This window comes from Streptomyces sp. NPDC001663 (genome assembly GCF_042893105.1).
In the GTDB taxonomy this organism is placed as follows: Bacteria; Actinomycetota; Actinomycetes; order Streptomycetales; family Streptomycetaceae; genus Streptomyces.
The window spans coordinates 1-25,381 of the sequence record NZ_JBIAUR010000023.1 but is presented as its reverse complement, the minus strand read 5'-3'; the positions used below and the strand labels follow the sequence as shown (position 1 = coordinate 25,381).

General features: G+C 68.9%; 28 protein-coding genes, 1 tRNA gene and 1 riboswitch. Of the genes, 16 read left to right on the top strand and 13 right to left on the bottom strand.

Annotated elements, in window-relative coordinates; genetic code table 11:
* Positions 1-14 precede the first annotated feature (14 nt).
* The 3 genes from rph to rdgB all read left to right on the top strand — a co-directional run bounded on the left by rph (position 15) and on the right by rdgB (position 1,955).
* Positions 15-752 (top strand): ribonuclease PH, encoded by a 738-nt coding sequence (gene rph, locus ACFY1L_RS48060; protein ID WP_388840581.1) that lies wholly within the window; start codon positions 15-17, stop codon positions 750-752.
* Positions 753-900: 148 nt separating this feature from the next.
* Positions 901-1,317: a hypothetical protein gene (locus tag ACFY1L_RS48055; protein WP_388840578.1), complete on the top strand. Its 417-nt coding sequence runs from the start codon at positions 901-903 to the stop codon at positions 1,315-1,317.
* A 35-nt stretch (positions 1,318-1,352) separates the two neighbouring features.
* A complete protein-coding gene (gene rdgB, locus ACFY1L_RS48050; protein ID WP_388840575.1) occupies positions 1,353-1,955 on the top strand; it encodes an RdgB/HAM1 family non-canonical purine NTP pyrophosphatase in 603 nt (200 codons plus the stop codon).
* Positions 1,956-1,999: 44 nt separating this feature from the next.
* On the opposite strand, the gene ACFY1L_RS48045 is transcribed toward rdgB, so the two are convergent.
* The 4 genes from ACFY1L_RS48045 to bcp form a co-directional block, all read right to left on the bottom strand.
* Positions 2,000-2,074 (bottom strand) — tRNA-Leu (locus tag ACFY1L_RS48045).
* A gap of 15 nt (positions 2,075-2,089) precedes the next feature.
* On the bottom strand, positions 2,090-2,755 hold the full coding sequence (locus ACFY1L_RS48040) for an HNH endonuclease (protein ID WP_388840572.1): 666 nt from the start codon (positions 2,753-2,755) through the stop codon (positions 2,090-2,092).
* Positions 2,752-3,402 (bottom strand): HNH endonuclease signature motif containing protein, encoded by a 651-nt coding sequence (locus ACFY1L_RS48035; protein WP_388840569.1) that lies wholly within the window; start codon positions 3,400-3,402, stop codon positions 2,752-2,754. The genes ACFY1L_RS48040 and ACFY1L_RS48035 overlap by 4 nt, the downstream gene beginning before the upstream one ends.
* Positions 3,403-3,540: 138 nt before the next feature.
* Positions 3,541-4,008 carry a thioredoxin-dependent thiol peroxidase gene (bcp, locus tag ACFY1L_RS48030; RefSeq protein WP_388840566.1) on the bottom strand — a complete coding sequence of 156 codons (468 nt, stop codon included), beginning with the start codon at positions 4,006-4,008 and terminating at the stop codon, positions 3,541-3,543.
* A 104-nt stretch (positions 4,009-4,112) separates the two neighbouring features.
* Here bcp and ACFY1L_RS48025 point away from each other — a divergent pair, with 104 nt between their 5' ends.
* The 3 genes from ACFY1L_RS48025 (at position 4,113) to ACFY1L_RS48015 (ending at position 5,315) form a co-directional block, all read left to right on the top strand.
* Complete coding sequence (locus tag ACFY1L_RS48025) at positions 4,113-4,442, top strand: DUF3618 domain-containing protein (protein ID WP_388840563.1); 330 nt, start codon at positions 4,113-4,115, stop codon at positions 4,440-4,442.
* A 70-nt stretch (positions 4,443-4,512) separates the two neighbouring features.
* Positions 4,513-4,815, top strand: coding sequence for a co-chaperone GroES (locus ACFY1L_RS48020; RefSeq protein ID WP_234490819.1), 303 nt, complete (start codon positions 4,513-4,515; stop codon positions 4,813-4,815).
* A gap of 55 nt (positions 4,816-4,870) precedes the next feature.
* Positions 4,871-4,963, top strand: a riboswitch (guanidine-III (ykkC-III) riboswitch).
* 31 nt (positions 4,964-4,994) lie between these two features.
* Positions 4,995-5,315 (top strand): DMT family transporter, encoded by a 321-nt coding sequence (locus ACFY1L_RS48015; protein WP_388840560.1) that lies wholly within the window; start codon positions 4,995-4,997, stop codon positions 5,313-5,315.
* On the opposite strand, the gene ACFY1L_RS48010 is transcribed toward ACFY1L_RS48015, so the two are convergent.
* Positions 5,312-7,726 (bottom strand): transglycosylase domain-containing protein, encoded by a 2,415-nt coding sequence (locus tag ACFY1L_RS48010; RefSeq protein WP_388840556.1) that lies wholly within the window; start codon positions 7,724-7,726, stop codon positions 5,312-5,314. The two genes, ACFY1L_RS48015 and ACFY1L_RS48010, sit on opposite strands and share 4 nt — an antisense overlap.
* Positions 7,727-7,929: 203 nt before the next feature.
* Here ACFY1L_RS48010 and ACFY1L_RS48005 point away from each other — a divergent pair, with 203 nt between their 5' ends.
* Genes ACFY1L_RS48005 through ACFY1L_RS47990 form a run of 4 tightly spaced genes read left to right on the top strand, consistent with a single transcriptional unit; the run spans position 7,930 to position 11,416 of the window.
* Entirely contained in the window at positions 7,930-8,730 is an 801-nt protein-coding gene (locus tag ACFY1L_RS48005; RefSeq protein ID WP_388840553.1) for an ABC transporter permease, read from the top strand.
* Complete coding sequence (locus ACFY1L_RS48000) at positions 8,723-9,544, top strand: ABC transporter permease (RefSeq protein WP_388840551.1); 822 nt, start codon at positions 8,723-8,725, stop codon at positions 9,542-9,544. The genes ACFY1L_RS48005 and ACFY1L_RS48000 overlap by 8 nt, the downstream gene beginning before the upstream one ends.
* Positions 9,545-9,550: 6 nt before the next feature.
* Positions 9,551-10,537, top strand: a complete 987-nt coding sequence (locus tag ACFY1L_RS47995) for an ATP-binding cassette domain-containing protein (protein ID WP_388840548.1) — start codon at positions 9,551-9,553, stop codon at positions 10,535-10,537.
* A gap of 33 nt (positions 10,538-10,570) precedes the next feature.
* Positions 10,571-11,416 (top strand): DUF1707 domain-containing protein, encoded by an 846-nt coding sequence (locus ACFY1L_RS47990; RefSeq protein WP_388840545.1) that lies wholly within the window; start codon positions 10,571-10,573, stop codon positions 11,414-11,416.
* A gap of 15 nt (positions 11,417-11,431) precedes the next feature.
* Here ACFY1L_RS47990 and ACFY1L_RS47985 read toward each other — a convergent pair whose 3' ends face one another.
* Positions 11,432-12,766 carry an SGNH/GDSL hydrolase family protein gene (locus ACFY1L_RS47985; protein ID WP_388840542.1) on the bottom strand — a complete coding sequence of 445 codons (1,335 nt, stop codon included), beginning with the start codon at positions 12,764-12,766 and terminating at the stop codon, positions 11,432-11,434.
* Between the two features lie 187 nt (positions 12,767-12,953).
* On the opposite strand from ACFY1L_RS47985, the gene ACFY1L_RS47980 reads away from it, so the two are divergent.
* Complete coding sequence (locus tag ACFY1L_RS47980; protein ID WP_388840539.1) at positions 12,954-14,375, top strand: DUF445 domain-containing protein; 1,422 nt, start codon at positions 12,954-12,956, stop codon at positions 14,373-14,375.
* Positions 14,376-14,443: 68 nt separating this feature from the next.
* On the opposite strand, the gene ACFY1L_RS47975 is transcribed toward ACFY1L_RS47980, so the two are convergent.
* From ACFY1L_RS47975 to ACFY1L_RS47965, 3 genes are all read right to left on the bottom strand, one after another.
* A complete protein-coding gene (locus ACFY1L_RS47975; protein ID WP_388840925.1) occupies positions 14,444-15,889 on the bottom strand; it encodes an alginate lyase family protein in 1,446 nt (481 codons plus the stop codon).
* A gap of 190 nt (positions 15,890-16,079) precedes the next feature.
* Positions 16,080-16,382, bottom strand: coding sequence for a hypothetical protein (locus tag ACFY1L_RS47970; protein WP_388840536.1), 303 nt, complete (start codon positions 16,380-16,382; stop codon positions 16,080-16,082).
* A 133-nt stretch (positions 16,383-16,515) separates the two neighbouring features.
* On the bottom strand, positions 16,516-17,301 hold the full coding sequence (locus ACFY1L_RS47965; RefSeq protein ID WP_388840533.1) for an alpha/beta fold hydrolase: 786 nt from the start codon (positions 17,299-17,301) through the stop codon (positions 16,516-16,518).
* A 62-nt stretch (positions 17,302-17,363) separates the two neighbouring features.
* Between ACFY1L_RS47965 and ACFY1L_RS47960 the strand changes: the two genes are divergently transcribed.
* Complete coding sequence (locus ACFY1L_RS47960) at positions 17,364-17,789, top strand: MarR family winged helix-turn-helix transcriptional regulator (RefSeq protein WP_388840530.1); 426 nt, start codon at positions 17,364-17,366, stop codon at positions 17,787-17,789.
* A gap of 147 nt (positions 17,790-17,936) precedes the next feature.
* On the opposite strand, the gene ACFY1L_RS47955 is transcribed toward ACFY1L_RS47960, so the two are convergent.
* Together ACFY1L_RS47955 and ACFY1L_RS47950 are read right to left on the bottom strand one after the other, a co-directional pair.
* Positions 17,937-18,365 (bottom strand): DUF3592 domain-containing protein, encoded by a 429-nt coding sequence (locus ACFY1L_RS47955; protein WP_388840527.1) that lies wholly within the window; start codon positions 18,363-18,365, stop codon positions 17,937-17,939.
* Between the two features lie 362 nt (positions 18,366-18,727).
* Positions 18,728-19,066 carry a GNAT family N-acetyltransferase gene (locus tag ACFY1L_RS47950; RefSeq protein ID WP_388840922.1) on the bottom strand — a complete coding sequence of 113 codons (339 nt, stop codon included), beginning with the start codon at positions 19,064-19,066 and terminating at the stop codon, positions 18,728-18,730.
* Here ACFY1L_RS47950 and ACFY1L_RS47945 point away from each other — a divergent pair.
* Positions 18,980-19,483, top strand: coding sequence for a hypothetical protein (locus ACFY1L_RS47945; protein ID WP_388840938.1), 504 nt, complete (start codon positions 18,980-18,982; stop codon positions 19,481-19,483). The two genes, ACFY1L_RS47950 and ACFY1L_RS47945, sit on opposite strands and share 87 nt — an antisense overlap.
* On the opposite strand, the gene ACFY1L_RS47940 is transcribed toward ACFY1L_RS47945, so the two are convergent.
* Both ACFY1L_RS47940 and ACFY1L_RS47935 read right to left on the bottom strand, forming a co-directional pair.
* The gene (locus ACFY1L_RS47940) at positions 19,484-21,064 is read right to left on the bottom strand and encodes a caspase family protein (protein ID WP_388840524.1); all 1,581 of its coding nucleotides are present in this window, start codon (positions 21,062-21,064) and stop codon (positions 19,484-19,486) included.
* Positions 21,065-21,074: 10 nt separating this feature from the next.
* Positions 21,075-21,428, bottom strand: a complete 354-nt coding sequence (locus ACFY1L_RS47935) for a hypothetical protein (protein WP_388840521.1) — start codon at positions 21,426-21,428, stop codon at positions 21,075-21,077.
* Between the two features lie 321 nt (positions 21,429-21,749).
* On the opposite strand from ACFY1L_RS47935, the gene ACFY1L_RS47930 reads away from it, so the two are divergent.
* From ACFY1L_RS47930 to ACFY1L_RS47920, 3 genes are read left to right on the top strand one after another with little or no spacing between them, the layout of a single operon-like run.
* Entirely contained in the window at positions 21,750-23,867 is a 2,118-nt protein-coding gene (locus tag ACFY1L_RS47930; protein ID WP_388840919.1) for an RNase A-like domain-containing protein, read from the top strand.
* A gap of 23 nt (positions 23,868-23,890) precedes the next feature.
* A complete protein-coding gene (locus ACFY1L_RS47925) occupies positions 23,891-24,547 on the top strand; it encodes a contact-dependent growth inhibition system immunity protein (protein ID WP_351330791.1) in 657 nt (218 codons plus the stop codon).
* A 10-nt stretch (positions 24,548-24,557) separates the two neighbouring features.
* Complete coding sequence (locus ACFY1L_RS47920) at positions 24,558-25,046, top strand: hypothetical protein (RefSeq protein ID WP_351330793.1); 489 nt, start codon at positions 24,558-24,560, stop codon at positions 25,044-25,046.
* Positions 25,047-25,381: the final 335 nt, after the last annotated feature.

Genomic DNA, 25,381 nt, shown 5'->3' with positions numbered 1-25,381 from the left:
ATAGGCTCAGCGGCATGTCTCGAATCGACGGCCGCACCCCCGAACAGCTCCGCCCGATCACCATCGAACGCGGGTGGAGCAAGCACGCAGAGGGCTCCGTCCTCATCTCCTTCGGCGACACCAGGGTCTTCTGCACGGCCTCCGTCACCGAGGGCGTCCCCCGCTGGCGCAAGGGCAGCGGCGAGGGCTGGGTCACCGCCGAGTACTCCATGCTGCCCCGCGCCACCAACACCCGCGGCGACCGCGAGTCCGTCCGCGGCAAGATCGGCGGCCGTACCCACGAGATCAGCCGCCTCATCGGCCGCTCCCTGCGCGCGGTCATCGACTACAAGGCGCTCGGCGAGAACACCATCGTCCTCGACTGCGACGTCCTCCAGGCCGACGGCGGCACGCGCACGGCAGCCATCACCGGCGCGTACGTGGCACTCGCCGACGCCGTCGCCTGGGCCCAGGGCAAGAAGCTGATCAAGGCCGGCCGCCAGCCGCTCACGGGCACCGTCTCGGCGGTCTCGGTCGGCATCGTCGGCGGTGTCCCCCTGCTCGACCTCTGCTACGAGGAGGACGTGAAGGCCGACACCGACATGAACGTCGTCTGCACCGGCGACGGCCGCTTCGTCGAGGTCCAGGGCACCGCCGAGGCCGAGCCCTTCGCCCGCGAGGAGCTCAACTCCCTGCTGGACCTGGCGGTTTCCGGCTGTGAAGAACTCGCTGTCCTTCAGCGCAAGGCACTTGATACGGTCCTCGAAAAGTAAAGGGCGCACCAAGAAAGGGCGGCCGCCGGGGCAACCTCCGGCACCCGCCCGGGCGTCACTATGAGTGCGGGCGCACGGACAACACCGTGCGCCCGACCAGTTACGGGGGGCCTCTGAACGGGGCCTGGACATGGGAGGGACCACAGTCATGGCCGTGAGCCGAGGCCGCCGCAGTCGTCGGAGCCGTCGTATCGCCATCGCTTTCACCGCAGTGGCGGCCGTCGGACTGACGGCCGGACTGACCACCGGCTGCGACGCCGTCGACAAGGCCCTGGACTGCGTCCAGACCGCCGACACCATCGCCGACAGCGTCACCGATCTCCAGCAGGCCGTGGAGAACGCGTCGAACGACCCGACCCAGCTCGACGAGTCGCTCGCCTCCATCGACAAGAACCTCGACAAGATCGGCGACAAGACCGACAACGCCGACGTCAACAAGGCGGTCGACGACCTCAACAAGGCCGTGGACAACGTCCGTACGTCCATCAAGAACGGCGACAACACACCGGACGTCAGCCCGGTGACGGACGCGGCGGGCGAGCTGACGAAGGTCTGCACCTCGTAACCCGGTGGGGGACGGGCCCGGAATACTGTTGGCCCATGACCCGCTTGATCCTCGCCACCCGCAACGCCGGAAAGATCACCGAACTGAGGTCGATCCTCGCCGACGCAGGTCTCCCGCACGACCTCGTCGGCGCGGACGCCTACCCGGAGATCCCCGACGTCAAGGAAACCGGCGTGACCTTCGCCGAGAACGCGCTCCTCAAGGCCCATGCCCTCGCCCGGGCGACCGGCCTGCCCGCCGCCGCCGACGACTCGGGCCTGTGCGTCGACGTCCTGAACGGCGCGCCGGGCATCTTCTCCGCCCGCTGGGCCGGCAAGCACGGCGACGACCGCGCCAACCTGGACCTGCTCCTGGCCCAGCTCGGCGACATCGCGGACGAACACCGCGGCGCCCACTTCGCCTGCGCGGCGGCGCTTGCGTTGCCGGACGGCACGGAGCGGGTGGTCGAGGGCCAGCTGCGGGGCGTACTCCGCCACTCCCCGACGGGCACGAACGGCTTCGGCTACGACCCGATCCTGCAGCCGGAGGGGGAGTCGCGGACCTGCGCGGAGCTGAGCGCGGAGGAGAAGAACGCGATCAGCCATCGGGGGAAGGCGTTCAGGGCGTTGGTGCCGGTGGTGCGGGAGCTGTTGGGCTGACGCTGAAGGGCGCCTCACCTGTTGGTGCGGCGCCCTTTGCAGGGTGGGCCCGGTGGGACTCGAACCCACGACATACCGGACCTAAACCGGCATCCTCTAGCCAGCTGGGATACGGGCCCGCGGCGCTGACTACTCTACTGGGCGCTGCGGACCGCTTGTCGCCGTCGCCCCCCTCGGCACCATGTGGTGGTGATCGCGTGGCAGTTGGGGCACAGCAACCGTAGGTTCTCTCGCCGGTTGTCCCGCCAGTCCCCGTTGATGTGATCGACCTCCAGCGTCATGGGTTTTCCGAGCCACTCCGCGCCGCCCCCGCACCTGGCGCACTCCTCTGGCACACCGACGTCGCGAAGCGCGCGGCGCAGGAGCGAGGTCTTCGTCCGCTGTTTTGCGTCGTGCTGGACGAGAACCTCCTCGGGCCGTTTGGCGGTCGCGCTCGGCTTACCTCGCTGGTGTGCCTGCCCCAGGAAGTGCGAGGTCGTGATCTGATGCTCGGTGATCCACTTGCGCAGCTGGGTACGTTGCGAGCCGTTGCCCGGGCGACCCAGGCGGCGCAGCACCTCGGCGAGGGAGGATGACTCGGCGACGGCCGATCGCAGCTCGTCCTCCGTTGGGCGAGGGCGTCTGCCGCAGGGGCGGAAGTGCGAGATGTCGATGCCGAAGTGAACGAACCGTTTCGCGAGGTAGCGGCGAAGGTTCCCGTATGGCCGAGTACCGAAGAGGGCGATGACCTCGTCGATGTCGGCACATCTCTCGGCGGCCTCGGCCAGTCGCTCGCGGGTGTACTGCACGCCAGCGGTCATGAGGTGCGCCCCTTGTTGCGCCCCCGGTAAGTGTCCGTCGTTGAGTGGCAGTTGGGGCACAGCAGCCGCAAGTTCTCGATGCGGTTGTTTCGCCAGTCGCCGTCGATGTGGTCGACCTCAAGGGGGAGCGGTTCTCCGAGCCACACCGCTTCGGTACCGCACAGGGAGCATCGCTCCTCCATGCCCAACTCGCGCATCGCCCGCTTGAGACGGCTGCTCGGAACGCGCGTGGCGCGTGCCGAGGTCTCCTCGACGAGGATCTCCTCTGCTGTTCGACGGCGCTGGTTGTGCCGCTGCCGCTCCGTGCGGATCACCGGCGTGAAGTGCGAGGTGTCGAGGCCGTACGCCTTGATGCGCCGCGAGATGTTCGTGTGGTGCCCGCCGACCGGGTCGAGTCCGAGCCGCCGTAGTACCTCGTTCACGCTCGTCGATCGGGCGACCACGGGCTCGAGGATCTCTCTCGTCCACTTGGCCCCCTCGCGCTCGAATAGCGAGACATCCACCCCGAGCTTCTTCATCCGTTCATAGATGTATCGCCGCCTCCAGCTCTTCGGCTCCACCCCCAACCTCCCCAACGCCTCCGACAACGTCCGCGCCCCCCGAGCCGCCTCCTCCAGCCGCTCCCTGGTGTACGCACTGGCCCCCATGAGCCCCTCCGTTCCGACCACGCGTTCGTGGCATCGCACGGAGTAACGAACCGCTAATCGGACAGTCACGCCCGAAACGTAAAGCGGCCCGCACCAGGTCACCCCGGTGCGAGCCGCTCGCTCAGCGGAAATGGGCCCTCAGATACCCAGATCCTTGATGATCTTGGCCACGTGGCCCGTCGCGCGGACGTTGTACAGGGCCCGTTCGACCTTGCCCTCCTCGTCCACGATCACCGTGGAGCGGATGACGCCCATGTACGTCTTGCCGTAGTTCTTCTTCTCGCCGTAGGCGCCGTACGTCTCGATGACCGTCTTCTCGGGGTCGCCGGCCAGCGTGATCTTCAGGGATTCCTTGTCGCGGAACTTCGCCAGCTTCTCGGGGGCGTCCGGGGAGATGCCGATGACGTCGTAGCCGGCGCCGGTCAGCAGCTCCAGGTTGTCCGTGAAGTCGCAGGCCTGCTTGGTGCAGCCGGGCGTCAGGGCCGCGGGGTAGAAGTAGACGATGACCTTGCGGCCCTTGTGGGCCGACAGGGACACGTCGTTGCCGTCGGCGTCGGGGAGGGTGAAGTCGGGGGCCACGTCCCCGGGCTGGAGTCGCTCGCTCATTGGGCCAGCGTAACCGGGGGTCCTGACAGTGCAGGGGCGGGCGGAGCTGACAGACTGTCCGCAACAAGCAGCAACAGGCATCAGCTGACTTCGGAGGCCCTACGGTGGCGGACACGTCGGACACCAGAACCCCGGCGCAGATCGAGGCGGACATCAGGCGCCGCCGTGACGTGCTGGCCGAGACGCTCGACGAGATCGGGGTGCGGGTGCACCCGAAGACGATCGTCGGCGACGCCAAGGCCAAGGTTGTGTCCAATATTGATCACACGCTGGGGCGGGCCTACGTCGGTGTCAACAAGGTCGTGACCGATGTGAAGGCCCAGTTCGTCGACGAGGAGGGCGCGCCCCGGCTGGAGCGGGTCGTGCCCGTCGCCCTCGTGGTCGTCGGGGTCGTGGGGCTGCTCGCCCTCGGCACCCGGCGGCGCAAGGGCTGAGCGAGAGCTGTAGGTTCAGGGCGTGAGCGCCAACAGAAACAGCACCCAGCACGACAAGTTGCCCATCCGGATGCTGCACGACCGAGTCCTCGTGAAGCAGGAGACCGGTGAGGGCGAGCGTCGGTCGGGCGGGGGGATCCTGATTCCCGCCACCGCGGCGGTCGGGCGGCGGCTGGCCTGGGCCGAGGTCGTCGCCGTCGGGCAGAACGTGCGGACCGTGGAGCCCGGCGACCGCGTCCTGTTCGACCCGGAGGACCGTGCCGAGGTCGAGGTGCGGGGCGTGGCGTACGTGCTCATGCGCGAGCGTGATCTGCACGCCGTGGCCGCCGACCGTTTCGAGGGGTCCGAGGACACGACGGGCCTCTACCTGTAATTCAACGGTTCAAGCAGTTCCAAGGGGCTGGTGACCATCGTCACCAGCCCCTTTTGCCGTTCCTTTGCTAGCTTTGAAGGAGCCCGACGAGACGCGCCGTACCGGGTCTGCAGCAACAGCCAGTCAGTGACAGCAAAGACGACGCACCCCCTGTAACGCCTGTTTCCGGAGGTGCCGTCATGGCCTGGGTTCTGTTGCTCGTCGCCGGTCTGCTCGAGGTCGGCTGGTCGATCGGGATGAAGTACACGGACGGGTTCACGCGGTTCGTGCCCAGCGTGCTCACCGGCGCGGGCATCGTCGCCAGCATGCTGCTGCTGTCGTATGCCGCCAGGTCCCTTCCCATTGGTACCGCCTACGGCGTGTGGGTCGGGATCGGGGCGGCCGGTGCGGCGGTGCTCGGCATGGTGGTGCTGGGGGAGCCGGTCACCGCCGCGCGGATCTTCTTCGTGTCTCTGCTGCTGGTCGCCGTGGTGGGGCTGAAGGCGACCTCGGGTCACTAGGTCTGCGGGCCTCCTGTGCCCGCGGACACTCCTCCGGTGTCGGTGCCTGTCGTGCCGCCGGTCGTGCCCCCGGTGTCCGTGCCTCCCGTGGTGCCGCCGGACGTCGTGTCGCCGGTGGTGCCGCCTGTGGAGGTCGTCCCGCCGTCGCCGGTGGTGCCGCCGGTCGTCGTGCCGCCCGTCGTGCCGCCGGTCGTGTCCGTGCCGCCGGTCGTGGTGGTTCCGCCGTCGGTCGTGCCGCCGTTGTCCTGGCCCTGGGTCTGGCCCTGGTCGTCCTGGCCGCCCGTGGTGGCGCCGCCGTTGTCCTGGCCGCCGGTGCCCGGCTGCTGTGTGGTGGGCGGGAGGGTGGGCTGCGCGGTCTGTTCGGCGCCCGGCTGCAGCTGGAGGTCGAAGTCCGTGGCCGGCTTCCCCTTCAGGGCGGCCTTGGTGTACTGGGCCCAGATCTGGGCGGGCGGGCCGCCGCCGTTGACGCGCTGCAGGCCCATCGCGCCGTACAGCGACTTGTGCGCGGCGGTCACCGGGTCCTGGCCCATGACGGAGACGACGGTCGCGAGGTCGGGTGTGTAGCCCGCGAACCAGGCGGCGGTGTCCTCCTCCGCGGTGCCGGTCTTGCCGGCGGCGGGGCGGTCGGCGGCCTGGGCGGCGGTGGCCGTGCCGTTCTCGACGACGCTCTGCAGGATCGAGGTCGTGGTGTCGGCGGCCTCGCGGCTGACGGCCTGCGTGCCAGTGTTCTTGGGCAGCTCGACGACGTCCTTGCCGTCCTTGGTGATCGAGTCGATCATCGTGTACGTGCCGTGCTTGCCGTGGTTGGCGAGGGTCGCGTAGGCCTCCGCCATGTCGAGGACGCTGGCGGTGTTCACGCCGAGCGCGATGGAGGGGGTGCCGGTCAGGTCGGGGGTGTCGGACGGGACGCCGAGGGAGATCGCCGTCTGCTTCACCTTCTCCGGGCCGACGTCCACGGCCATCTGTGCGTACACCGAGTTGACGGACTTGTCGGTGGCGGTGCGCACGGTGATGTTGCCGTACGACGCCTCGTCCTCGTTCTCCGGTGCGTAGCCGCCGCCGCTCCAGCCTTGTACGGGGCGCTTGTTGGTGCCGTCGTAGTAGGTGTTCGGGGTGATGGTCTGGCCGTCCTGCGTCTCGGAGTGGTTCTGGACGGCCGAGGCGAACACGATGGGCTTGAAGATGGAGCCGACCTGGAAGTCGCCGCGGGTCGCGCCGTTCGTGTACTGCTTGACGTAGTCGATGCCGCCGTACATGGCGACGACCTTGCCGGTCTTGGGGTCGACGGAGGCGCCGCCGGCGCGGACGTAGTTGTCGACCTTGTTGTTCTTCTTGTCGAGCTTCTTCATCACCTGGTCGTTGACCGCCTTCACGAAGGCGTCCTGCTTCTTCTTCTGCAGGGTGGTGGTGATGCGGTAGCCGCCGGCCTCCAACTCGTCCGTGGTGACGATCTTGTTCTTGGTGAGGTAGTCCTTGATGGCCTGGACGATGTAGCCGCGCTGTCCGGACATGCCGGTGGAGACGGTCTGTTCCTTCGGCATCGGGAACTTCAGGCCGGCCCGCTCGGACTCGGTCAGCCAGCCCTTCTTGACCATGCCGTCCAGGACGTAGTTCCAACGCGCCACGGCCGCGGCCTTGTTCTCGGGGTGCGCGATGACGTCGTACTCGCTGGGGGCGTTGACCAGCGCGGCGAGGTAGGCGGCGTGGGCCGGGTCGAGGTCGGTGGCGTCCTGGCCGTAGTAGGCCTGGGCGGCGGCCTGGATGCCGTAGGCGTTGCGGCCGAAGTAGCTGGTGTTGAGGTAGCCCTCGAGGATCTGGTCCTTGGACTCCGTGCGGTCCAGCTTGATCGAGATGAAGAACTCCCTGGCCTTGCGGGTGACGGTCTGTTCCTGGGCCAGGTAGTAGTTCTTCACGTACTGCTGGGTGATCGTCGAGCCGGACTGGGTGCCCTTGCCGGTGGCGGTGTTCCAGGCGGCGCGGACCATGGCCTTGGGGTCGATCGCGGACTCGGTGTAGAAGTCGCGGTCCTCGGCGGCCAGGACGGCGTGCTGGGCGTCCTTGGAGACCTGGGCGAGCGAGACGTTCTCCCGGTTGACCTCGCCGTCGCGGGCGAGTTGGGAGCCGTCGGCGTACAGGTAGACGTTCGACTGCTTGGTGGCGAGGGCGTTGGCCGGGGGGATCTTGACCATGGAGTAGCCGAGGAAGAACAGGCCGATCAACAGGAGTATGCCGATCACGAAGGTGCCGAGCACCATGCGCCAGGTCGGGATCAGCCGACGCCAGCCGGTGCGCTTGGGCCGCCCCGGCTTCTTGCCGCTCGGCTCGGGAGCACCGCCCGGCTGGGGAGCGTTTTGCGGCTCTCTCGGTGCCCAGCCCTGGGTCGGCTGCTGCGGCTGCGGCTCGTCGCTCATGTTGTGCACGGACTCCTGTTTCGCGTCGTACGTTCCCGTACGCCCTCGTACGCCATCTGCGTCCCCTCTTGAAGACTCTCGCACCATGCGTTCCGTTCCCGGATCACGGCACGCACCGGGGCCGGAAAATGCGTGGCGTACGTCACTACCAGCGGACTAGGCTCCTGCGCTTCGGTGTCGGGCGGTCCGGGAGGTTGACTGACGTGGGCTCGGGACGGTTGTACGGGGCCGTCGCGGCGGGTGGTTTCAGACGGTACGCGACGTATCGGGCGGCCACGGCGGCCGGGGTGTTCACGAACACGGTCTTCGGCGTGATCCTCGTCTACACGTATCTGGCGCTGTGGGACGAGAAGCCGCACCTCGGGGGGTACGACCAGGCGCAGGCGGTGACCTATGTGTGGCTGGGCCAGTGCCTGTACGCGACGCTGGCGATCCAGGGCGGTGGCGCGGAGAAGGATCTGATGGAGCGCATCCGCACCGGTGAGATCGCCGTGGACCTGTACCGGCCGGCCGACCTCCAACTGTGGTGGCTGGCAAGCGACTTGGGGCGGGCGCTGTTCCAGATGCTGGGGCGGGGCGTGGTCCCGTTCGTCTTCGGCGCGCTGTTCTTCCCGATGGCGCTGCCGACGGCGCCCACCGCCTGGGCGGCCTGTCTGGTCGCGCTGCTGCTGGCGATGGTCGTCAGCTTCGCGATCCGCTATCTGGCGGCGCTGAGCGTGTTCTGGCTGATGGACGGCATGGGCGTCAGCCAGGCCCTGGTGATCACGGGCATCTTCTTCTCGGGCATGGTGCTGCCGCTGAACGCCTTCCCGGGTGTGTTCGGCGAGATCGTGCGGGCGCTGCCCTGGGCCGCGCAGATCCAGATGCCGGCGGACGTGCTGATGGGGGAGACCGATCCGCTCGGGGCGTTCGCCTTCCAGGCGGCGTGGGCGGTGGCGCTGCTGGCGGCCGGGCGGCTGCTGCAGTCGGCGGCGACGCGGCGGGTGGTGGTGCAGGGTGGGTGAGCGCAGTGCCCTTGCCGAAGGGCTGCGGGCCTACGGGCTGATCGCCGGGATGTGGGTGCGGTCCAGCATGACCTACCGCGTCTCCTTCGCCGTCACCGTGCTGGGGAACGGTGTGGTGACCCTCCTGGACTTCGTCGGGATCCTGCTGATGTTCTCGCAGGTCGACTCGCTGGGCGGCTGGTCGCTGCCCGAGGTCGCCTTCCTGTACGGGCTGTCGGCGACGTCGTTCGGGATCGCCGACCTGGTGCTCGGCTCGATGGACGTGCTGGGCGCCCGGATCCGCGACGGCTCGTTCGACACGCTGCTCGTGCGGCCCGCGCCGGTGCTCGCCCAGGTGGGTGCCGACCGCTTCGCGCTGCGCCGCCTGGGCCGGATCACGCAGGGTGCGCTGGTGCTGGGCTGGGCACTGACGGTGGTCGACGTCGACTGGAGTGCGGCGAAGGTGCTGCTGGTGCCGGTGATGGTAGTCAGCGGGGCGGTGATCTTCTCGGCGGTGTTCGTGGCGGGCGCGGCCTTCCAGATCCTGGCGCAGGACGCGGCCGAGGTGCAGAACGCGTTCACGTACGGCGGGACCACGCTGCTGCAGTACCCGCCGACGGTGTTCGGCAAGGACCTGGTGCGCGGTGTGACCTTCATGCTGCCGCTGGCCTTCGTCAACTGGGTTCCCGCCGCCTATGTGCTGGGACGGCCGTACCCGATCGGTCTGCCGCAGTGGGCGGCCTTCGCCTCGCCGCTGGTGGCGGTGGCCTGCTGCGCGCTGTCCGGGCTGGCCTGGCGGGCGGGGCTCAGGTCGTATCGGAGTACAGGGAGTTAGCGGACAGTGGACAGTGACTTCATCGAGCTCGACCGCGTCGAGAAGGTCTTCGACGTGCGCAGGAAGACCGGGTTCCTCAAACGGGAACGCCGTCAGGTCCGTGCCGTCGACTCCATCTCCTTCACCGTGGCGCGCGGCGAGATGGTCGGGTACATCGGGCCGAACGGCGCCGGCAAGTCGACGACCATCAAGATGCTGACGGGAATCCTGACCCCGAGCGGCGGCCGGCTGCGGGTCGCGGGCATCGACCCGTCCCGTGAGCGTACGCGGCTCGCGCATCGCATCGGGGTGGTGTTCGGGCAGCGTACGACGCTGTGGTGGGACCTGCCGCTGATCGACTCGTACAAGCTGATGCACCGCATGTACCGGATCCCGGACGCCCGTTACCGCGAGAACCTCGACCGCTGTGTCGAACTCCTCGAACTGGGCGAGCTGTTGGAGGTTCCGGTACGGCAGCTGTCGCTGGGCCAGCGGATGCGCGGCGACATCGCGGCGGCGCTGCTGCACGACCCGGAGGTGCTGTACCTGGACGAGCCGACGATCGGGCTGGACGTGATCTCGAAGGCCAAGGTGCGGGGGTTTCTGCGGGAGTTGAACGTCGAGCGGGGGACCACGGTCCTGCTGACCACCCACGACCTGCAGGACATCGAGCAGTTGTGCTCGCGGGTGATGGTCATCGACCACGGGCGGCTCATGTACGACGGCCCCCTCGCCGGGCTGCACGAGGTGGGGGAGAGCGAACGGACCCTGGTGGTGGACCTGGAGCGGGAGCTGCCGCCGATCGACGCGGCGCCCGCGCGGGTGGTGAAGGTGGAGGGGCCGCGGCAGTGGCTGGCGTTCCCGGCGGCCGAGTCGGCGGCTGCGCTGGTGGCGCGGATCGCGGCGGAGTATCCGCTGGTGGATCTGTCGGTGCGGGAGCCGGACATCGAGGCGGTGATCGCGAAGATGTACGCGGGTTCGGCGGCCGGCGAGGCGGAGAAAGCGGTCTCGTAGCCTCCCGCCGGGTGAACTCGTAGGCTGCTGTCCATGACCGACGACGCCGCAGTCCCGGAACTTCGCGCATCCGACGCCGATCGTGAACGAGTCGCCGAGGTCCTGCGGGACGCCCTCGCGGAGGGCCGTCTCGACATGGAGGAGTTCGAGGAGCGGCTGGAGGCCACCTACAAGGCGCGGACGTACGGCGAACTGACGCCGATCACCCGTGACCTGCCGGTCGCCGGTGTCACGCCGCCGCCTCCCGTGTCGCTGGCCAAGGAGCCCGTGCCGAGCGGGAGTTGGGCCGGGCGGATCGTCGGCGGCGAGGGGTCGTCGACGTGGGCGGTCGCCGTCATGTCGGGGTTCCAGCGCAAGGGGCGCTGGACCGTGCCGAGGGTGTTCAACTGCTTCGCCTTCTGGGGCGGCGGGGAGATCGACCTGCGCGAGGCGAACTTCGCTGCCGGTGAGGTCGAGATCAACTGCGTCGCGATCATGGGCGGGATGAACATCATCGTGCCGCCGGGGGTCGAGGTCGTCGTGCGCGGCATCGGGATCATGGGCGGCTTCGACCACCGTGAGGAGGGCGTGCCGGGGGAGCCGGGTGCGCCGCGGGTGATCGTGAACGGGTTCGCCTTCTGGGGCGGTGTCGGTGTCGAGCGCAAGCTCACCAAGGAGGAGCGGCGCCGCCTGAAGGAGGAGCGCCGCCAGGAGAAGCTGGACCGCAGGACCGGGCTGTCACTGGACGAGGGGTACGAGGGCCACCGCCGGATGCTCGAGGAGCACCGCGAGTGGCGGAGCGACCTGCACGAGGAGCGGCGGCAGCGGCACGAGGAGCGGCGGGAGCGGCACCGGGAGCGCAGGGAGGAGCGGGACCGGCGCCGGCACGGCGACTACTGAGCGGCCGAGCTGCGACTACAGCTGCGCCGGTGCCGAGCCCTTCAGTTCGTCCAGGTCGAAGACCTCCGCCATCCGCGCGTACCCCTTGTCGCTCGGGTGAAGGTGGTCCCCGGAGTCGTAGTCCGAGCGCAGCTTGCGCGGGTTGTACGGGTCCCTGAGCGCCTTGTCGAAGTCGACCACCGCGTCGTAGACCCGGCCCGAGCGGATCTCGGCGTTCACGGTCTGGCGTACCGCCTCGCGTGCCGGTGTGTAGCCCCGGTGGCCCTGGAACGGCATCAGGGTCGCGCCGATGACCTTGATACCGCGGGCGTGGGCCTGGCCGACCAGCGTGTGCAGGCCGGCGAGGATCTTGTTCGGGTCGGCGAGCTTCGGGTTGCGCAGGATGTCGTTGACGCCGAGGTCGATGACGATGACCTTGACGTTCGTACGGGAGAGGACGTCGCGGGAGAAGCGGCCGAGGCCGCTCTGGTTGTCGGCGGGGCGGCCCAGGCCGTTGGCGAGGACCTGGTTGCCGCTGATGCCCTGGTTGACGACGCTGTAGCGGGGCACGTCCTGGCCGGACTCGACCGCCGTGCGCAGCCGGTCCGAAAGGACGTCCGTCCAGCGGTGGTTGGCGCCCTGGGTGGAGGTGATGCCGTCGGTGAGGGAGTCGCCGAAGGCGACCACGGTGCCGTCGGCGTCGTTGCTGAGCACGTCCAGCGCGGTGATGTAACGCCAGTACGGCGTCTGCTCGGTGTACCCGGTGCCGGTCACGTCCTCGGTGAGGTCGCCCTGGCCGACGTAGGAGATCTGGCGGGCGTGCGGGTGGAAGGTGACCGGGCCGGAGGCGGTGGGGGAGTACGTGGTGACCAGGACGTCGCTGCCCTGCGGGATGACGATGCGGACCGCGTCGCTCAGGATCTGGCGGCCGGCCGGGATGACCACCGCGGTGTTCCCGCCGAACGTCAGCCGCCGCATGGTCTCCGCGGTCGCCGCCGCGCTGTCGGAGGTGACGGCCACGGCGATCGAGGCGTGCGTGATGGTCAGCGCCGACTGGCCGTAGAGATTGGAGAGCGTGATGCGGGCACTCGTACCGCCGACGCTCGTGTGCACGACGTTGCGGACCGAGCGGCCCGCCATCCCCGACGTCTCGGTGCCGGGCTCGGCCCCGGCCGGGGAGGCCGACCAGGCGCCGACCCAGATGCCGGTGGAGGCGGGGGCAGCCGGGCCCCGCGCGGCGCCGCCCTTGGCGAGGGCGTTGGTGCTGGTGCTGCCGTTGTCGGCGGCGACGCCGACGTATATGGCTGTGGAAAGGCCCACGATCAGGGCGATGATCGCGGAAAGCAGGGCATAACCGTGACGCCTGGTCATGCGGTGCGTGTCTCCTCGGGCAGTGGGAGCCCGAGGCTCCGATGTGATCATCCCAATGATGCGGCATGGGATGAGGGGTGGTTGAACAGGACCCCCCATTGGGCCACCGGAGTTCACGATGAGCTCCCCCCTCCCGACAGACGCCGGGAACTCTTGTTCCGTTCCAGTAGTCGGTCAGGAAGGGACAATGTGTGCAGGGGATCACGAACGGGTGGAGTGGATGGAACGCACTAATCCGGATGAAACGGGAGCGAGTGACGTAGTTCAGCATGCCCGGGAGGCCCCGGCGGGTAACCGCTCGGCTCCGCCCGGTGACCGGACCGTGCCCGCCGCGGCCGTGCGTGCGATGACGACGTTCAGCGCCGCCGACGAGGAGAAGCAGCGCGGGGTGCGCCGGATGAAGCTCACGGCGGCGGGGCTGCTGCTGTTCGTGGCGCTGGTGTACGTCCTCGCCAAATGGGCCTCCCATGAGGGCGCCGGTGCGTGGGCGGGCTATGTGGCCGCGGCCGCCGAGGCCGGCATGGTCGGCGCGCTCGCCGACTGGTTCGCGGTCACGGCCCTCTTCCGCCACCCGCTGGGCCTGCCCATCCCGCACACCGCGATCATCCCGACGAAGAAGGACCAGTTGGGCATCTCCCTGGGCGAGTTCGTCGGGGAGAACTTCCTCTCGCAGGATGTCGTACGACAGCGACTGCGCGCCGTCGGCATCGGCAGCCGGCTCGGCGCATGGCTCGCCGAGCCCGAGCACGCGGACCGGGTGACGGCCGAGCTGTCGGCCGCGCTCAGGGGCGCGCTGACGGTGCTGCGCGACTCCGACGTCCAGGCGGTCGTCGGCGAGGCGATCACCCGACGGGCCGACGCCCAGGAGATCGGGCCCGGCATAGGCAAGATGCTGGAGAAGATCGTCGCGGACGGCGGCCACAAGCGGGCCGTCGACCTGATCGTCACGCGCGCGCACGACTGGCTGGTCTGGCACGACACCGAGATCATGGACGCCGTCCAGGGCGGCGCCCCCGGCTGGACGCCGCGTTTCGTCGACAAGAGGGTCGGCGAGCGCGTCTACAAGGAACTGCTGCGCTTCGTCACCGAGATGCGCGACATGCCCTCCCACCCGGCCCGCGGCGCCCTCGACCGCTTCCTCACCGACTTCGCCTCCGACCTCCAGTCCGACACGGACACACGCACGCGTGTCGAGCGGCTCAAGGGCGAGGTCCTGGGCCGCGGCGAGGTCCAGGACCTGATCGCCTCAGCCTGGACCGCCGTACGATCCATGATCGTCTCGGCGGCGGAGGACGAGCGCAGCGAGCTGCGGCTGCGGGTGCGGGCCTCGCTGCTGTCGCTGGGGGCGCGGATGGCCGTCGACCCGAAGGTGCAGGCCAAGGTGGACGGCTGGGTGGAGGGCGCGGCCGTGTACGTCGTCACCACCTACCGCAAGGAGATCACCTCCCTGATCACGGACACGGTGGCAGGCTGGGACGCCGAGCACACCACCCGCAAGATCGAGGCCCACATCGGCCGCGACCTGCAGTTCATCCGGATCAACGGCACGGTGGTGGGTTCGCTGGCCGGCTTGTTGATCTACACGGTGTCGCGGGCACTGGGGGCGTGAGGGGGCGCCGTACCGGCACCCGTGGCGCCGGGTTGCGCACCCCACTCGCCCACCGCTGCCTACGGCCCCTACTGAGCGCCGTCGCGTCGAATCCGGTCCCGGCGGCGCATGAAGAGCAGGCCTCCGGCCACGGCGGTCACGCCCGCGGCGGCCGTCCACCCGATGGCGTCACCGGAACCGGTCGCGGCAAGGTCACCCCCGGCCGGTGAGGCGGACGCGGATGCGGACGAGGTGGCCGCGCTCTGGGGCCGCGGGTCGGACGCACCGCCCGACCCCGACGCCGAGGCCGAAGCAGCCGGCGTGGGTGTCGCCGTCGTACCCGCCGACTTGTCCCTCGTGAACGCCAGCGTCCCGAACCCGAGTTGGTCGTATCCACCGCTGTTGGGCCCGTAGTCCCCGCCGCCCCCCTCGGGTGCGGTCTTGGCCGCGATCCGGGTGAGGTACGTCGCGGACAGCCCTCGCCGCTTGGTGTAGTGGTTGGCGATCATCGCCCAGATCGGCCGCTGCATGTTCGGGTCCACACCGGCGGCCCGGGTGGCCGTCTCACTGCCGGACCAGCCCCCGATCGCCCCCTTCCGGCGGGTGTTGGCGGTGTACGGCACATCCCCGCCCAGGCTCCACTTGGCCACGTACTGCGCGCCCTTGAGGAACCGGCTGTCGTCGTAGCCGTAAAGGTCGATCCCCTGGTTCCACGCCATCTCGCAGAACGTGCCCATCAGCCCGACCCCGAGCAGCGCGTGCCCCTCGTCGCGCCCCGCCTCCAGCCACTCGGCGAGCCCGTCGTCGTGCACGACGGGAATGGCGTGCTTGATCGATCCGAGCCCCTCGCCGTGCTTGAAGTAGTCGACGGCGCGGGCGACCTGGGCCTTGTCGTCGCAGAAGATCCCGGTGGCCAGGACGCCGGCCATCGCGCACAGGTCCCAGTTCGTCCAGTAGTTGGTGACGACGGCGTTGTTGTGGTGGACCAGGAAGTCGTCGTTGAGCGGTGCGAAGACCTTGCTGAGCATCTCCTGGAAGCGGCCGAGCTCGAAGTCACCGTGGTCCCGGACGAGTTCGGCGGCGTTGGCGGCCTGGTAGCCGTAGAGCCCGGCCGCGAGGAACCGGTCCGCGCTCCCGGCGAGCGACGTAAGCTTCGCCGACCAGGCGTTGAGGATCGCGACGGCGGTGTCGGCGTGGGCGCTGTCGCCGCCGACGTGGTAGCGCAGGGCGTTCTGGTAGGCGGCGTGGATGTCGTTGTAGAGGGTCGCGTAGTTCTGCGGCGACCCCGCGCCGCGGTACACGGTGGCCTGCGGATTGGCCGTCCAGCCGCTCTGCGCATGCCGGTTGGCGGTCAGCTTCGCGTATCCCGCGGTGTAGGGGGCGGCGCCGGCCTTCACCTTGGCGGCCATGCGGGCGAGGTCGGTACGGGTGTGGAGGAGCCCGGGGTGCGCGAAGCCGCCGCCCGCCGCCACCGAGGGGGTGGCGAGGGAGGCGATCCCGACGGCTCCGGCTGCGGCGCCCGAGGCCTTGAGCATGGTGCGGCGGCTGATCTGTCGTGTCGCATGCATGCCACGGAGACGGGCAGTGTGGCGAACGATAACGAAAACTGGCTCGGCGGCGTCCGATGCGGTTCGTCGGCGCCCCAAAGGTGCGCGGGGAACTGCGCGACCAGCCCCCAAGGCGCCGCAGACGAAACACGACCCATCGCGGCAGAACCGGCGGAGCCTACGCGTGCCGGTCGGCGACCGCCCAGGACGCCAGCGCCACGGCACCGGCCACCCCGAACACCGCGGGCCAGGCGCCCACCTTCTTGGCCAGCGGATGGGACGCCCCGAAGGCGGCGACATACGCGGCCGTCAGCGCCCCCGCGGCCTTGCCGCCGGCCTGCTGCCGCCACTGCTGCGCGGCCGCGGCCCCCGCGACGGCCAGCACGGCCCCGCCCAGCTGCCGCTTCCTGGTCCAGCGGGCCACGCCGTACCCACCGATGAGCCCGCCCGCGGCGACCACCGCGCTGGGAACCTTGGCCATGCCTGCCTCCTACCGCTTTGACTGATGTGCCCGAGGCTAACTCGCGGCTCGGTGGACGAAGCGCAGGGGGTGAGTCCGGCCGTGACGACCGGTGGCCGCGGGTGCGACACGATCGCGACCTACCTCGGGCGGCTCAGCTCGTCTGCCGTAGATGGGAGTCAATGAGCGCGAGGGTGGCCTCCGGCTGCTCGATCTGCGGAAGGTGACCGGCCTTGGGAATGACCTCCAGCCGCCCGTTGCCGAACGCGGCGGCGTACGCGGCGCCATAGGCAGGCGTCACGATGCGGTCGCTCTCTCCCCAGAGCAGCAGGGCCGGCCGGCGCACCCGCCCCAGCCGGCGCAGCAGCTTCGGGTCGTGCATGTAGGGGTCGCCCGCGAGGACCCGCATCGTGGCCATGTTGCCCTGGCGGACGGCGAGTTGGTCGGCGGGCAGGGCGGCGGGGTCGATGAAGTAGCGGTCCGGTTCGTGCCAGGAGAGCTCGGCGGCGGCGCGCGGGTCGAGGGCGAAGTAGTCCGCGATCGGCTCGGCCTCGACGTACACCCCGACGGCGTCGATCAGTACGAGCCCGCCGATACGGCGCCCGCCGTCCCGTACGGCCATCTCGGCCGCGATCCAGCCACCGAGCGAGGAGCCCACCACCAGCACGTCCCGCAGGTCGCGGTCCTCGAGGAGGTGCAGATAGGCGAGGGCGAGGTCGTCGACGCCGGTGCACCAGTCGGGGCGCGGGGTGCCGTCCCAGCCGGGGTGGACGGGGGTGAGGGTGCGGGCGCTCCGCGACAGGTGCCCGGCGATCCCGGCGACGGTGGCGGGGCCTCCGCCGCCGTGCAGGACGAGGACGGGGCGGCCGGTCTCGGGCCCGGCTTCGGAGACGATGACGGACAGGTCGGCGGACACCTGCGAGGTGTGATCTGTAGGCATGCCACCCACCTTAACTAAACATGCTTATATAAGCTAGCTTAGTTTTCGGTTAGACTCGCGCCATGCACGCTGACCTGCAACTCCTCGGCCGGGCGGTCAAAGAGGCCCAGTACCGCCAACACCGCGCGCTGGACAGCGCATTGGCGGCGGTCGGCACGACGCTCGCCCAGTGGGACGCCCTGCGCGCGATCAGCCGGATGCCCGGAGCGTCGGCGCGCGAACTGGCGGGAGCCACCTTCCAGACCGAGCAGGCCTTCGGCACCCTGGCGGGCCGCCTGACCGCCCAGCACCTGGTGGACCGCCGCCCGGGCCACGGCCGCCGCATCGAACACCACCTGACGCCGGCGGGGGAGCGGGTGCTCGGGGCCGGGCACAGGGTGGCCGACGAGGTGCTGGCGGAGTGCTTCGGGGGGTTGCCGGAGGCGGACCGGGTGATGTTGCTGGAGTTGCTGGGGCGGTTGAACGGGGGTGGAGCCGAGGTCGGGTAACCCCGGCCTCCTGCGCTGTTCGTAAGTCCAGCCTGCCAGTCAGGGCGTCGAATGCCTTGAGCGCATTTGCAGCCCGCACGGCAGGCATCTCGTTCGCCTCACGACTCCCTTGCAGCACAAGCCGTTGACTGCCCGCCCAACCCCGGCCTAGGACCGCCTTCGCATCGCCACCACCACGCCCGTCCCGATCCCCGCTGCCAGCAGCCCGAGCCCACCGAAGACCAGCGGCAGCAGCCACAGCGAGGCGAACCCGTTGATCTGCGCGTCCTCGGGGGAATCCGCGCGGTAGAGCACCTCGACCCGCTCGCCCACGTCGTAAGACGGCGGATTGGAACCCGAGGAGGACGTGAACGTCCTCGACTTGCCGTCCGCCGCCGTGAACTCGACGACCGGGTGCGCCATGGGCCCGTTGTCCGTCCGCGTCTTGTGCGAGACACCGCTGCTACCGCTGCTGCTCTGCTGCCAGTCCAAGCTCACGACCGTGCCCTGGGCACGCTCCCCGTTCGCCAGCAACGAGATCGACATCCCGGCAGTGATCAGCCCGATGACAAGGAACAGGGCTCCGAACGCGATCACCCCGAACGCGATCCACCGACCGGCACCCCGCCCACGCGCCTGAAACCGCACAGCATCCCTCTCACTTGTCCGGAACGAGAGGGCAGTCATCCCGGACACCCCGGTCGCCCCGCTCCCGCCCCGGGCGCTTCGGCGCCGGGCCGCTGTTCAGGAATCGCCCAACCCGCCCCCGGACTGGCCAACTACGACGCACAGTGTGGCCAACCGCCACACTCACCGGCCAATCGAAACGATCAGCAACACGAGGCCCGTACGCCTTCCCGACGAACGTGGCCGAAGTGTGCGCACGGGTCTGGTGATGCGCCTGGCCGCACAGCCGGGATACCGGGCGGCCCGCACAGCGCCAAGGCGGCGGCCGCCCATCAGCGGCGGGATCCCGAACTGCCCGGCTGCTCCAGGTACTTGACGTACCGATGGCACGGGACGGCGATCGCCCCACCAGGACCCTCCGCCGAATACTCGAACGACCCCTCGTCGACCCACCCTTGACGCTCATAGAACCGCCGAGCCCGAGCATTACCGGTAGCCGCGGCAAGCCAGGCCCGAGCACACCCCTGCTCCCGAACCAGCCGCTCGGCCCGCGCGAGCAGCGCGCCCGCGACACCCGTCCCACGGTGAGCCGCGCCGACGTACAGCTGCTCGACCTCGTCCCCGACCACCATCACAAACCCCGCCACCACACCACCGACAACCGCGACCACCGTGTCCCCGACCCGCTCGGCCGCCCGCGACACGAACGACTCGGGCGTGCGGACAGCGACCAACGCATCGGGTACGTGCCCCAGGTGACCGTCGCGCCATCCGTCACGCCAGATATCCGCTACGACCTCTGCGTCGGCGGCAGCCGCGGGGCGGAGGGCGATCGGCTCGTCGTTGCCGTGCAGGGGCATGAGGCAAGGCTAGGCCGCGTTTTGGAAGCCGTCCCTGATCTGGTCGACTCGACGGCCTGGCGTCCCTTCCCGCGGACGGGTGGGGCTCGCCCACCCGGGATCGACCAGGGCCGCGTATCACAGATCCTGGACCAGGTCCACGACTACAAGGACCGGGCGCTGCAGATGCACGTGCGCTGGCTGGAACAGGTACTGGCGGAACTCACCGGGGCAGTGCAGCAGGCTTGATCACCGCAGCACGAATGACGTCTGCGCCTTCCCGAACCCCGGCGCCACCACCTCCACCAGATATGTCCCGGCCCCGGTCGGCCCTGCCGTAGGTGTCGCGCACTGCGGAGCACTCGGCTTGCGGTCCCACTTCACGGTGTACGTGAAGGTGTCGTTGGCGGGCGCCCGGAACAATAGGCTGCCGGAGCCCTTGGGGCAGTCGGCGGAGGACCAGGATGCTTCGTCGCTGCCGGCCTGCGTGATCGTCAACACCGCCTTCTTCGGGCCGAGATCGACCTTGCAGTCGGTACCGGAGGAGTTCTTGGCGGTCAGCAGGAATGCGGGGGTGTCCTCGGGGCCGTAGGTGTTGTGGCGGCTGCGCACGGTCAACTCCACAGCGCTCGGTGTGCAGTTGGGCAGTGTGGAGCCACTGGGCACGGTGTCCTTCTCCGATCCCGAACTGCCGTTGTCCTTCCCGCTGTTCGTGCTCGAAGGCCGCACCGTGGAGGAGCTGGGCCTGACCGAGGTCCCCGATCCGGCCCCGGCTACGGACTTGTCCGGAGTCGCGCCGCGGCCCGTGTTGTCGTCGTGGCCGCCATAGGTGACCGCCGCCCAGGCGGCGACGCCGAGCAGACCGAGCAGGGGCAGCACGGCGAGGAGCCGTCGGCCCGGCCGAACGCCGCGCGGCGGATACGTCGGCGGCAGGGGCGTGTCGGCCCCGACACTCATCGCCGCGCTCTCATACGTCGTCGTAGCGACGTCCGTTCTTACGACAGAGGGCCCGGGCGTACGGCCCGACCACGTCCGGGGCGGCGGAAGGAAGAGGAAACGGTCGGACGCGATGTCGGTGACGACCCGAACCGTCTGGGGCTGCCCGCCCTTGCGGTACGCGCGGTGCAGCTCGGTCATCCGGTCCTGTACGGCGTCCTGGAACTCGCTGAGTGCGAGCGCCGCCGTACCAGGATGGGCGGCGATGACGTCCGACACGGACCGGGAGAAGATGCTGAACGAATCGCCGGGCCGGACACCGGCCACCGGGTCGGCGGACGAGTCGTGCGGGCGCACGAACAGCGCGAACTGCCCCGGCGAGCAGGCGTACACATAAGCCACCTTGCGGCGCAGCGCGGCGCTGACCTTCTGCCGGCTCCACTGCCTGACACTCTCCACGCCCATCGACTCCTGCTCGATTCCCTCCCGGCAGGCGTCGATCAGGAAGACGACGTGACCGGCAGCGGTCTCGTCGAGGTGTTCACGCCAGTCGATGGCCACGCACCCGGACTCGAAGGGGTGAGTGTCCTCGTCGATGTCCTCCGGCACGAGGAAGTCCCGGCCCCGTGCGTGTACGCCATGCCCGCTCAGCAGGATGAGCAACGTGTCGTCCGGGCGGGCGCGCTTGAGAAACCCGGCGACCCGGGCGTTCACATAGTTCGCCGAGACCTGCTTGCCGCCTTCGCGCGCGGCCAGGACCTGGACGTCGTCGAAACCGCGGCCTTCGAGTTCCGACCCGAGGCGGGCGAGGTCGGCGGGGATGAAGGGGAGCGGCGAGACACCACGCATTTCATAGTCGCTGGCCCCGATGAGCAGCGCTCTGTGACGCCCCATCACGCACCGGTCACTGCTTGAAGACCAGCGTGATGCCGTGGCTGCGCTGCACCTGCGCACTGCCGACGAACTGCACGCCACCGCTCGCGGTCACCTGCAAGGACAGATGCGCCTCCCGCAACGGCAACGGACCGCCCCGTGCGGCAGCCTCGGCGAACACCTCCTGCAAGGCGTCCACGGCATCGGCGAGGTTCTTGCGCAGGGGCCCCAGCGGCACGTTCCGCAGCCGCACCTCGGCGTCCCCGCCACCGAACAGGCCCATGGAGTCGCCCCCGTCGTCGGGCCGACCGTCCTGATCGTCGTACGACACCCAGAAGGGCAACACCGGCACATCCGGCGACGGCGTTTCGGCAGCTGAGCTCACGGATCCCCCTGGGTCGGTGACAGTAAGTCAACTGTACGGAGACGGAGGGTGATTGGTGGCCCGGCCGAGAAAACAGGCGTCTTGGATTCCTCGGGTGTCGGCGCCCAGAACTGCCAGTGAGCCGTACGGCGGGCCGCCGGGCCGTGTCGCCCGCGCCGGTCTGGTTTTGCCGACACAGAACGACGCATTTGCATACATGTCGAAGCCATGCAGTCGAGTCCCTCAACTCCCTTGATGTGCAAGCTGTTGACTGCGTAGCATCGCATTCACTATCGCGAATCGATTGTCGTTCCGGTGCAACGGGGGCCTGGCGTGACGTTGATGATGACGGCGGCGGCCGTCTGGGGCGTGCTGCAACTCTTCGCCGTTTCCTGGCCAACCCGTTCGGTGCGCCTGTCCACCGTGCTGCTGGCGCTCGCGGTGGGCGTGTACGGGTGCGGTGTGGCGACGGCGTTGGTGCAGCTCGCCTACACCCGCGCCTACGCCGACTGGTCGGGGCAGTCGCTGCTGACGGTGGTGAACACCACCAGCTACACGGTGGCGCCCTGGGTGGAGGAACTGCTCAAGGTCTCCCCGCTGTTGCTGGTCGGGTTGAGCCCGAAGGTCCGCCGCCAGTGGGGGCTGACCGACTTCGTGGTGCTGGGCGCGGCACTGGGAGGCGGGTTCGGGCTGCTGGAGGCGGTCTTGCGGTACGGCCTCGACGCCGACCGGGCGATCGCCCGCGGCGGTGGCTGGATCATCCCCGACAGCCTCTCGCCGCCCTATGTGCCCGGCCCGGAGCAGGTGTTCACGGCTTGGCTCCCGGCCCCGTTCAGTCAGCTGGACCTGGGCGGCCCCGCGGTCACGGAGACCTTTTCGCACCTGGTGTTCACGGCCATGGCCGGCCTCGGGGTCGGGCTGCTGTGGCGCGCACGGGGGTGGGTGCGTCTGTGGTCGTTGCTCCCGGTCGCGGCCGCTGCCGCGTATCACACGGTCAACAACTACGCCGTCCAGAAACCCGCCAGCCAGGCCGCGCACTGGCTTGACTCCCTGGACGGCAAGGCGTGGGCGGCGCCCCTGGTGTGCCTGGCCGTAGCCATGGCCGTCGACCTGCGTCAGATCCACCGCGGCAAGCGCACCGTGCCGGGCGTCCTGCTGGCTTCCGAACGCACCGACGGCGACAGCCCGGCAGCCCTGCTGCGCTACGCGACCTGGCGCCTGCCCTGGAGCCTGCTGATCGCCCTGCGCTACGTCAGGCTGCGGCGCTCCCTGCTGTACGCCACCGCGTCCGCGCCGCCCGACGACACCGAGGAACTCCGCCGAGTGGTCGCCGGGATCACCGCCCGGATGGAGGCGACCGACAACCCGGGCGCCTGGCGGACGCTGAACATCCGCGCCTGGCTGAAGGCGACCCGAACGGCCCGTGGCCCTCGCCGACGGTGGCTGCTGCTCATTCCGTGCGTACTCGTGCTCCCCTCGCTGCTGTTCCTGGGGGTCGGCTCGTTCACCTCGACCGCCGGGCTGCAGAAGTTCTTCAGCACCGGTTCGGGGCCGAGGATCCTCATGGGCTTCGGCATCGCCGCACTGGTCTGGATCGCCTACCAGCTCACGACCTTGCTGCGCACCTGGCGTATCGCCGCGGCCCAGCCCACGGCCGAATCGCTGGCGGCCCACCGCTTCCGCCTCGGCACCGCCCTGGGCGCGGCAACCACCGGCGTACTCCTGCTGTGGCGGGCGTTCGGGGACGCGGGCCCCGACGGCAGGACCATTCACACCGTCCATCTGCTCGACGCGCTGAACTCCTTCCTCGCCTACCTTGGGTTCGCCCTCCTCCTGCTCTCGCTGCTCGCCCTGTTCCCACCCGGAGGTCTGGCGCTGGCCGGAGGGGGAGCACTGGGCGTCCTCACCACCGAGGCCGCCCTGAACGCCGGCATTCTCGGCACGGCCGGGATCGTCCTGATGGGCTTGGGCGCATCGAATGGCTCCGGTGGGGACTACAACGCGTGGCCGAGGAGCAAACGCAAGGGGCGTATAAAGCCCGAGCACCGGGCAGATGTCCGCGGTGATGAGGGCAAAAGCCTTGGCGGCAAGAGCGAAGCCCACACGATCGACAGGCACGTCGACAAGACCATCCACGGCATGCGCAGGCGCCTGCGCGAGAACCCTGGCCTTGACGAGGACTCACGCTACGTTGACGTCGATGCGGCGCAACGCTTCACCGACAAAACTCTAGCGACCGAACGGAACCAGCGGAAGATATCCGCTTGGCTAGCCAAGGGCGGCAAAGGAACACTGCGACTGGAAGCGGACTTTCAAGAAAACACGGGGCTCTACCTCACACGCTACGACTTCACCCATGGCCAAGGAACGAAGTGGGTGAAGGGCGTTCGTGTCATTCTCAAGGCCGACCCGTCAGCGGCCTCCGGATACCGCGTCCTCACCTCGTTCCCCCGGCCCTAACACACGCGCACTCGGAGCAACTCATGAGCCAGGAATTTCCGCCAGAGCACCGATTCTATGAACTCAGCGACCTGCTGGAAGCCTATGCGAACACCGGCTTCACATTCTCCGACACTGCGGAGACCCCGGGCCCTGGCCTGGCCTCTTACCTCAGGATCGCCGCCCGGGACCCTGCGCGCGCAGAAACGGCCGTCCGTCAAATTGACGACCTGCTCTCCGTCGGACTCTTCTCCGAAGAGATCGCAGACGAGGTGGAAAACCTGCCGCACATCCGCCCTCCGATGGGAACAAGCGTGGAGGACTGCCTCCGCATCACCAGGGATCATCTCTACCGATTCCTGCAAGACCCGTCGCAGATTCCCCTTATTAACCCGCAGAACCATTGGGAATGGAACGAACGATTCCCCGAGCTGGGTCAGCTGCTCGGCGCTTATTTTCACCAGAATTTCTCATACTTCTACAATTCTCGCGATGAGGCTCTCGATGAGTATGTCAGCGAATCCCTACCGGAAGATCTGGCACAGGCAGCGCGAGAGCTCGATGAACTCCTGTCCATGGTGTCCTCGGATCAGGAACTCCACACCGCAGCCAATGCGCTGGGGCTCGGCCTTCTGCCTCCTGAAGGCATGACCCTCCGGCAATGGTTGGAGTTCATCCAGAACAGGGTCGCAACGGCGTAGGCACGCAGCCATGATCTGGTCCTACTGCGAGTGGTGGAACAGCCTCACCGATACGCCGATGCGCCCGCTGACACCCGAGCAGGCCCAGGCCAGACATGATTCCGGTCAGCTGTATACCGCTGTTGCGTCTCCCCGTGGGAACTCCGCACCGGAACTGCGAGTGGAAATGCGCATGGAGACCGGATACAGCTCGGTCATCTTCATGGATGCGCTTGGTCGTGACTCTCTCGACTATACGTTCACTCTGATCAACGGCTCTTTTTTCTTGGAAGCGGCAACCTCGTATGAATACGGCGATTCGCAGGAGCGGGGTGGATATGCGGACGCGGAGAGAATGGAGGTCTACGAATTCACCACCGATGGCATCATTCGAGGCTTGGTAGAGGTTGATGGTGAGGAATCCAAGGAAACTCGGCACGGTGTTGACGTCACTGGCAACTGGGAACCCGTACCGCATTTCGGCGCCTACGACGCACTGATCCGACGAGACCGCACTTGACTCTGGAGCCGGTCCTGCCCCTCGCCAGTGATGGTTGAAATATCGAGTAACTGCCGGTAGAAGACCTTTTCCCTCAGTTCTTCCTCAACTTCATTGAGATCCCCGCTTGCCGGTCTGCAAGATCGTCTCGCCCCGGCTGCCCGCCTCGCCCGTCCGACCAACGGTCCAGAGGCAGGCCCGCGGCGTGCCTGTCTGACCAACGGCACAACTGCTCAACAGCACAAGAGGGGAAGAACGACGTGAGACGCCATCCGCTTATCGATCACGGGGCTGGTCTGGTCGAACAGGGTTCCTGATCGGGTGATCGCGTGCGGGCCGACGCATGGAAGCAGGGC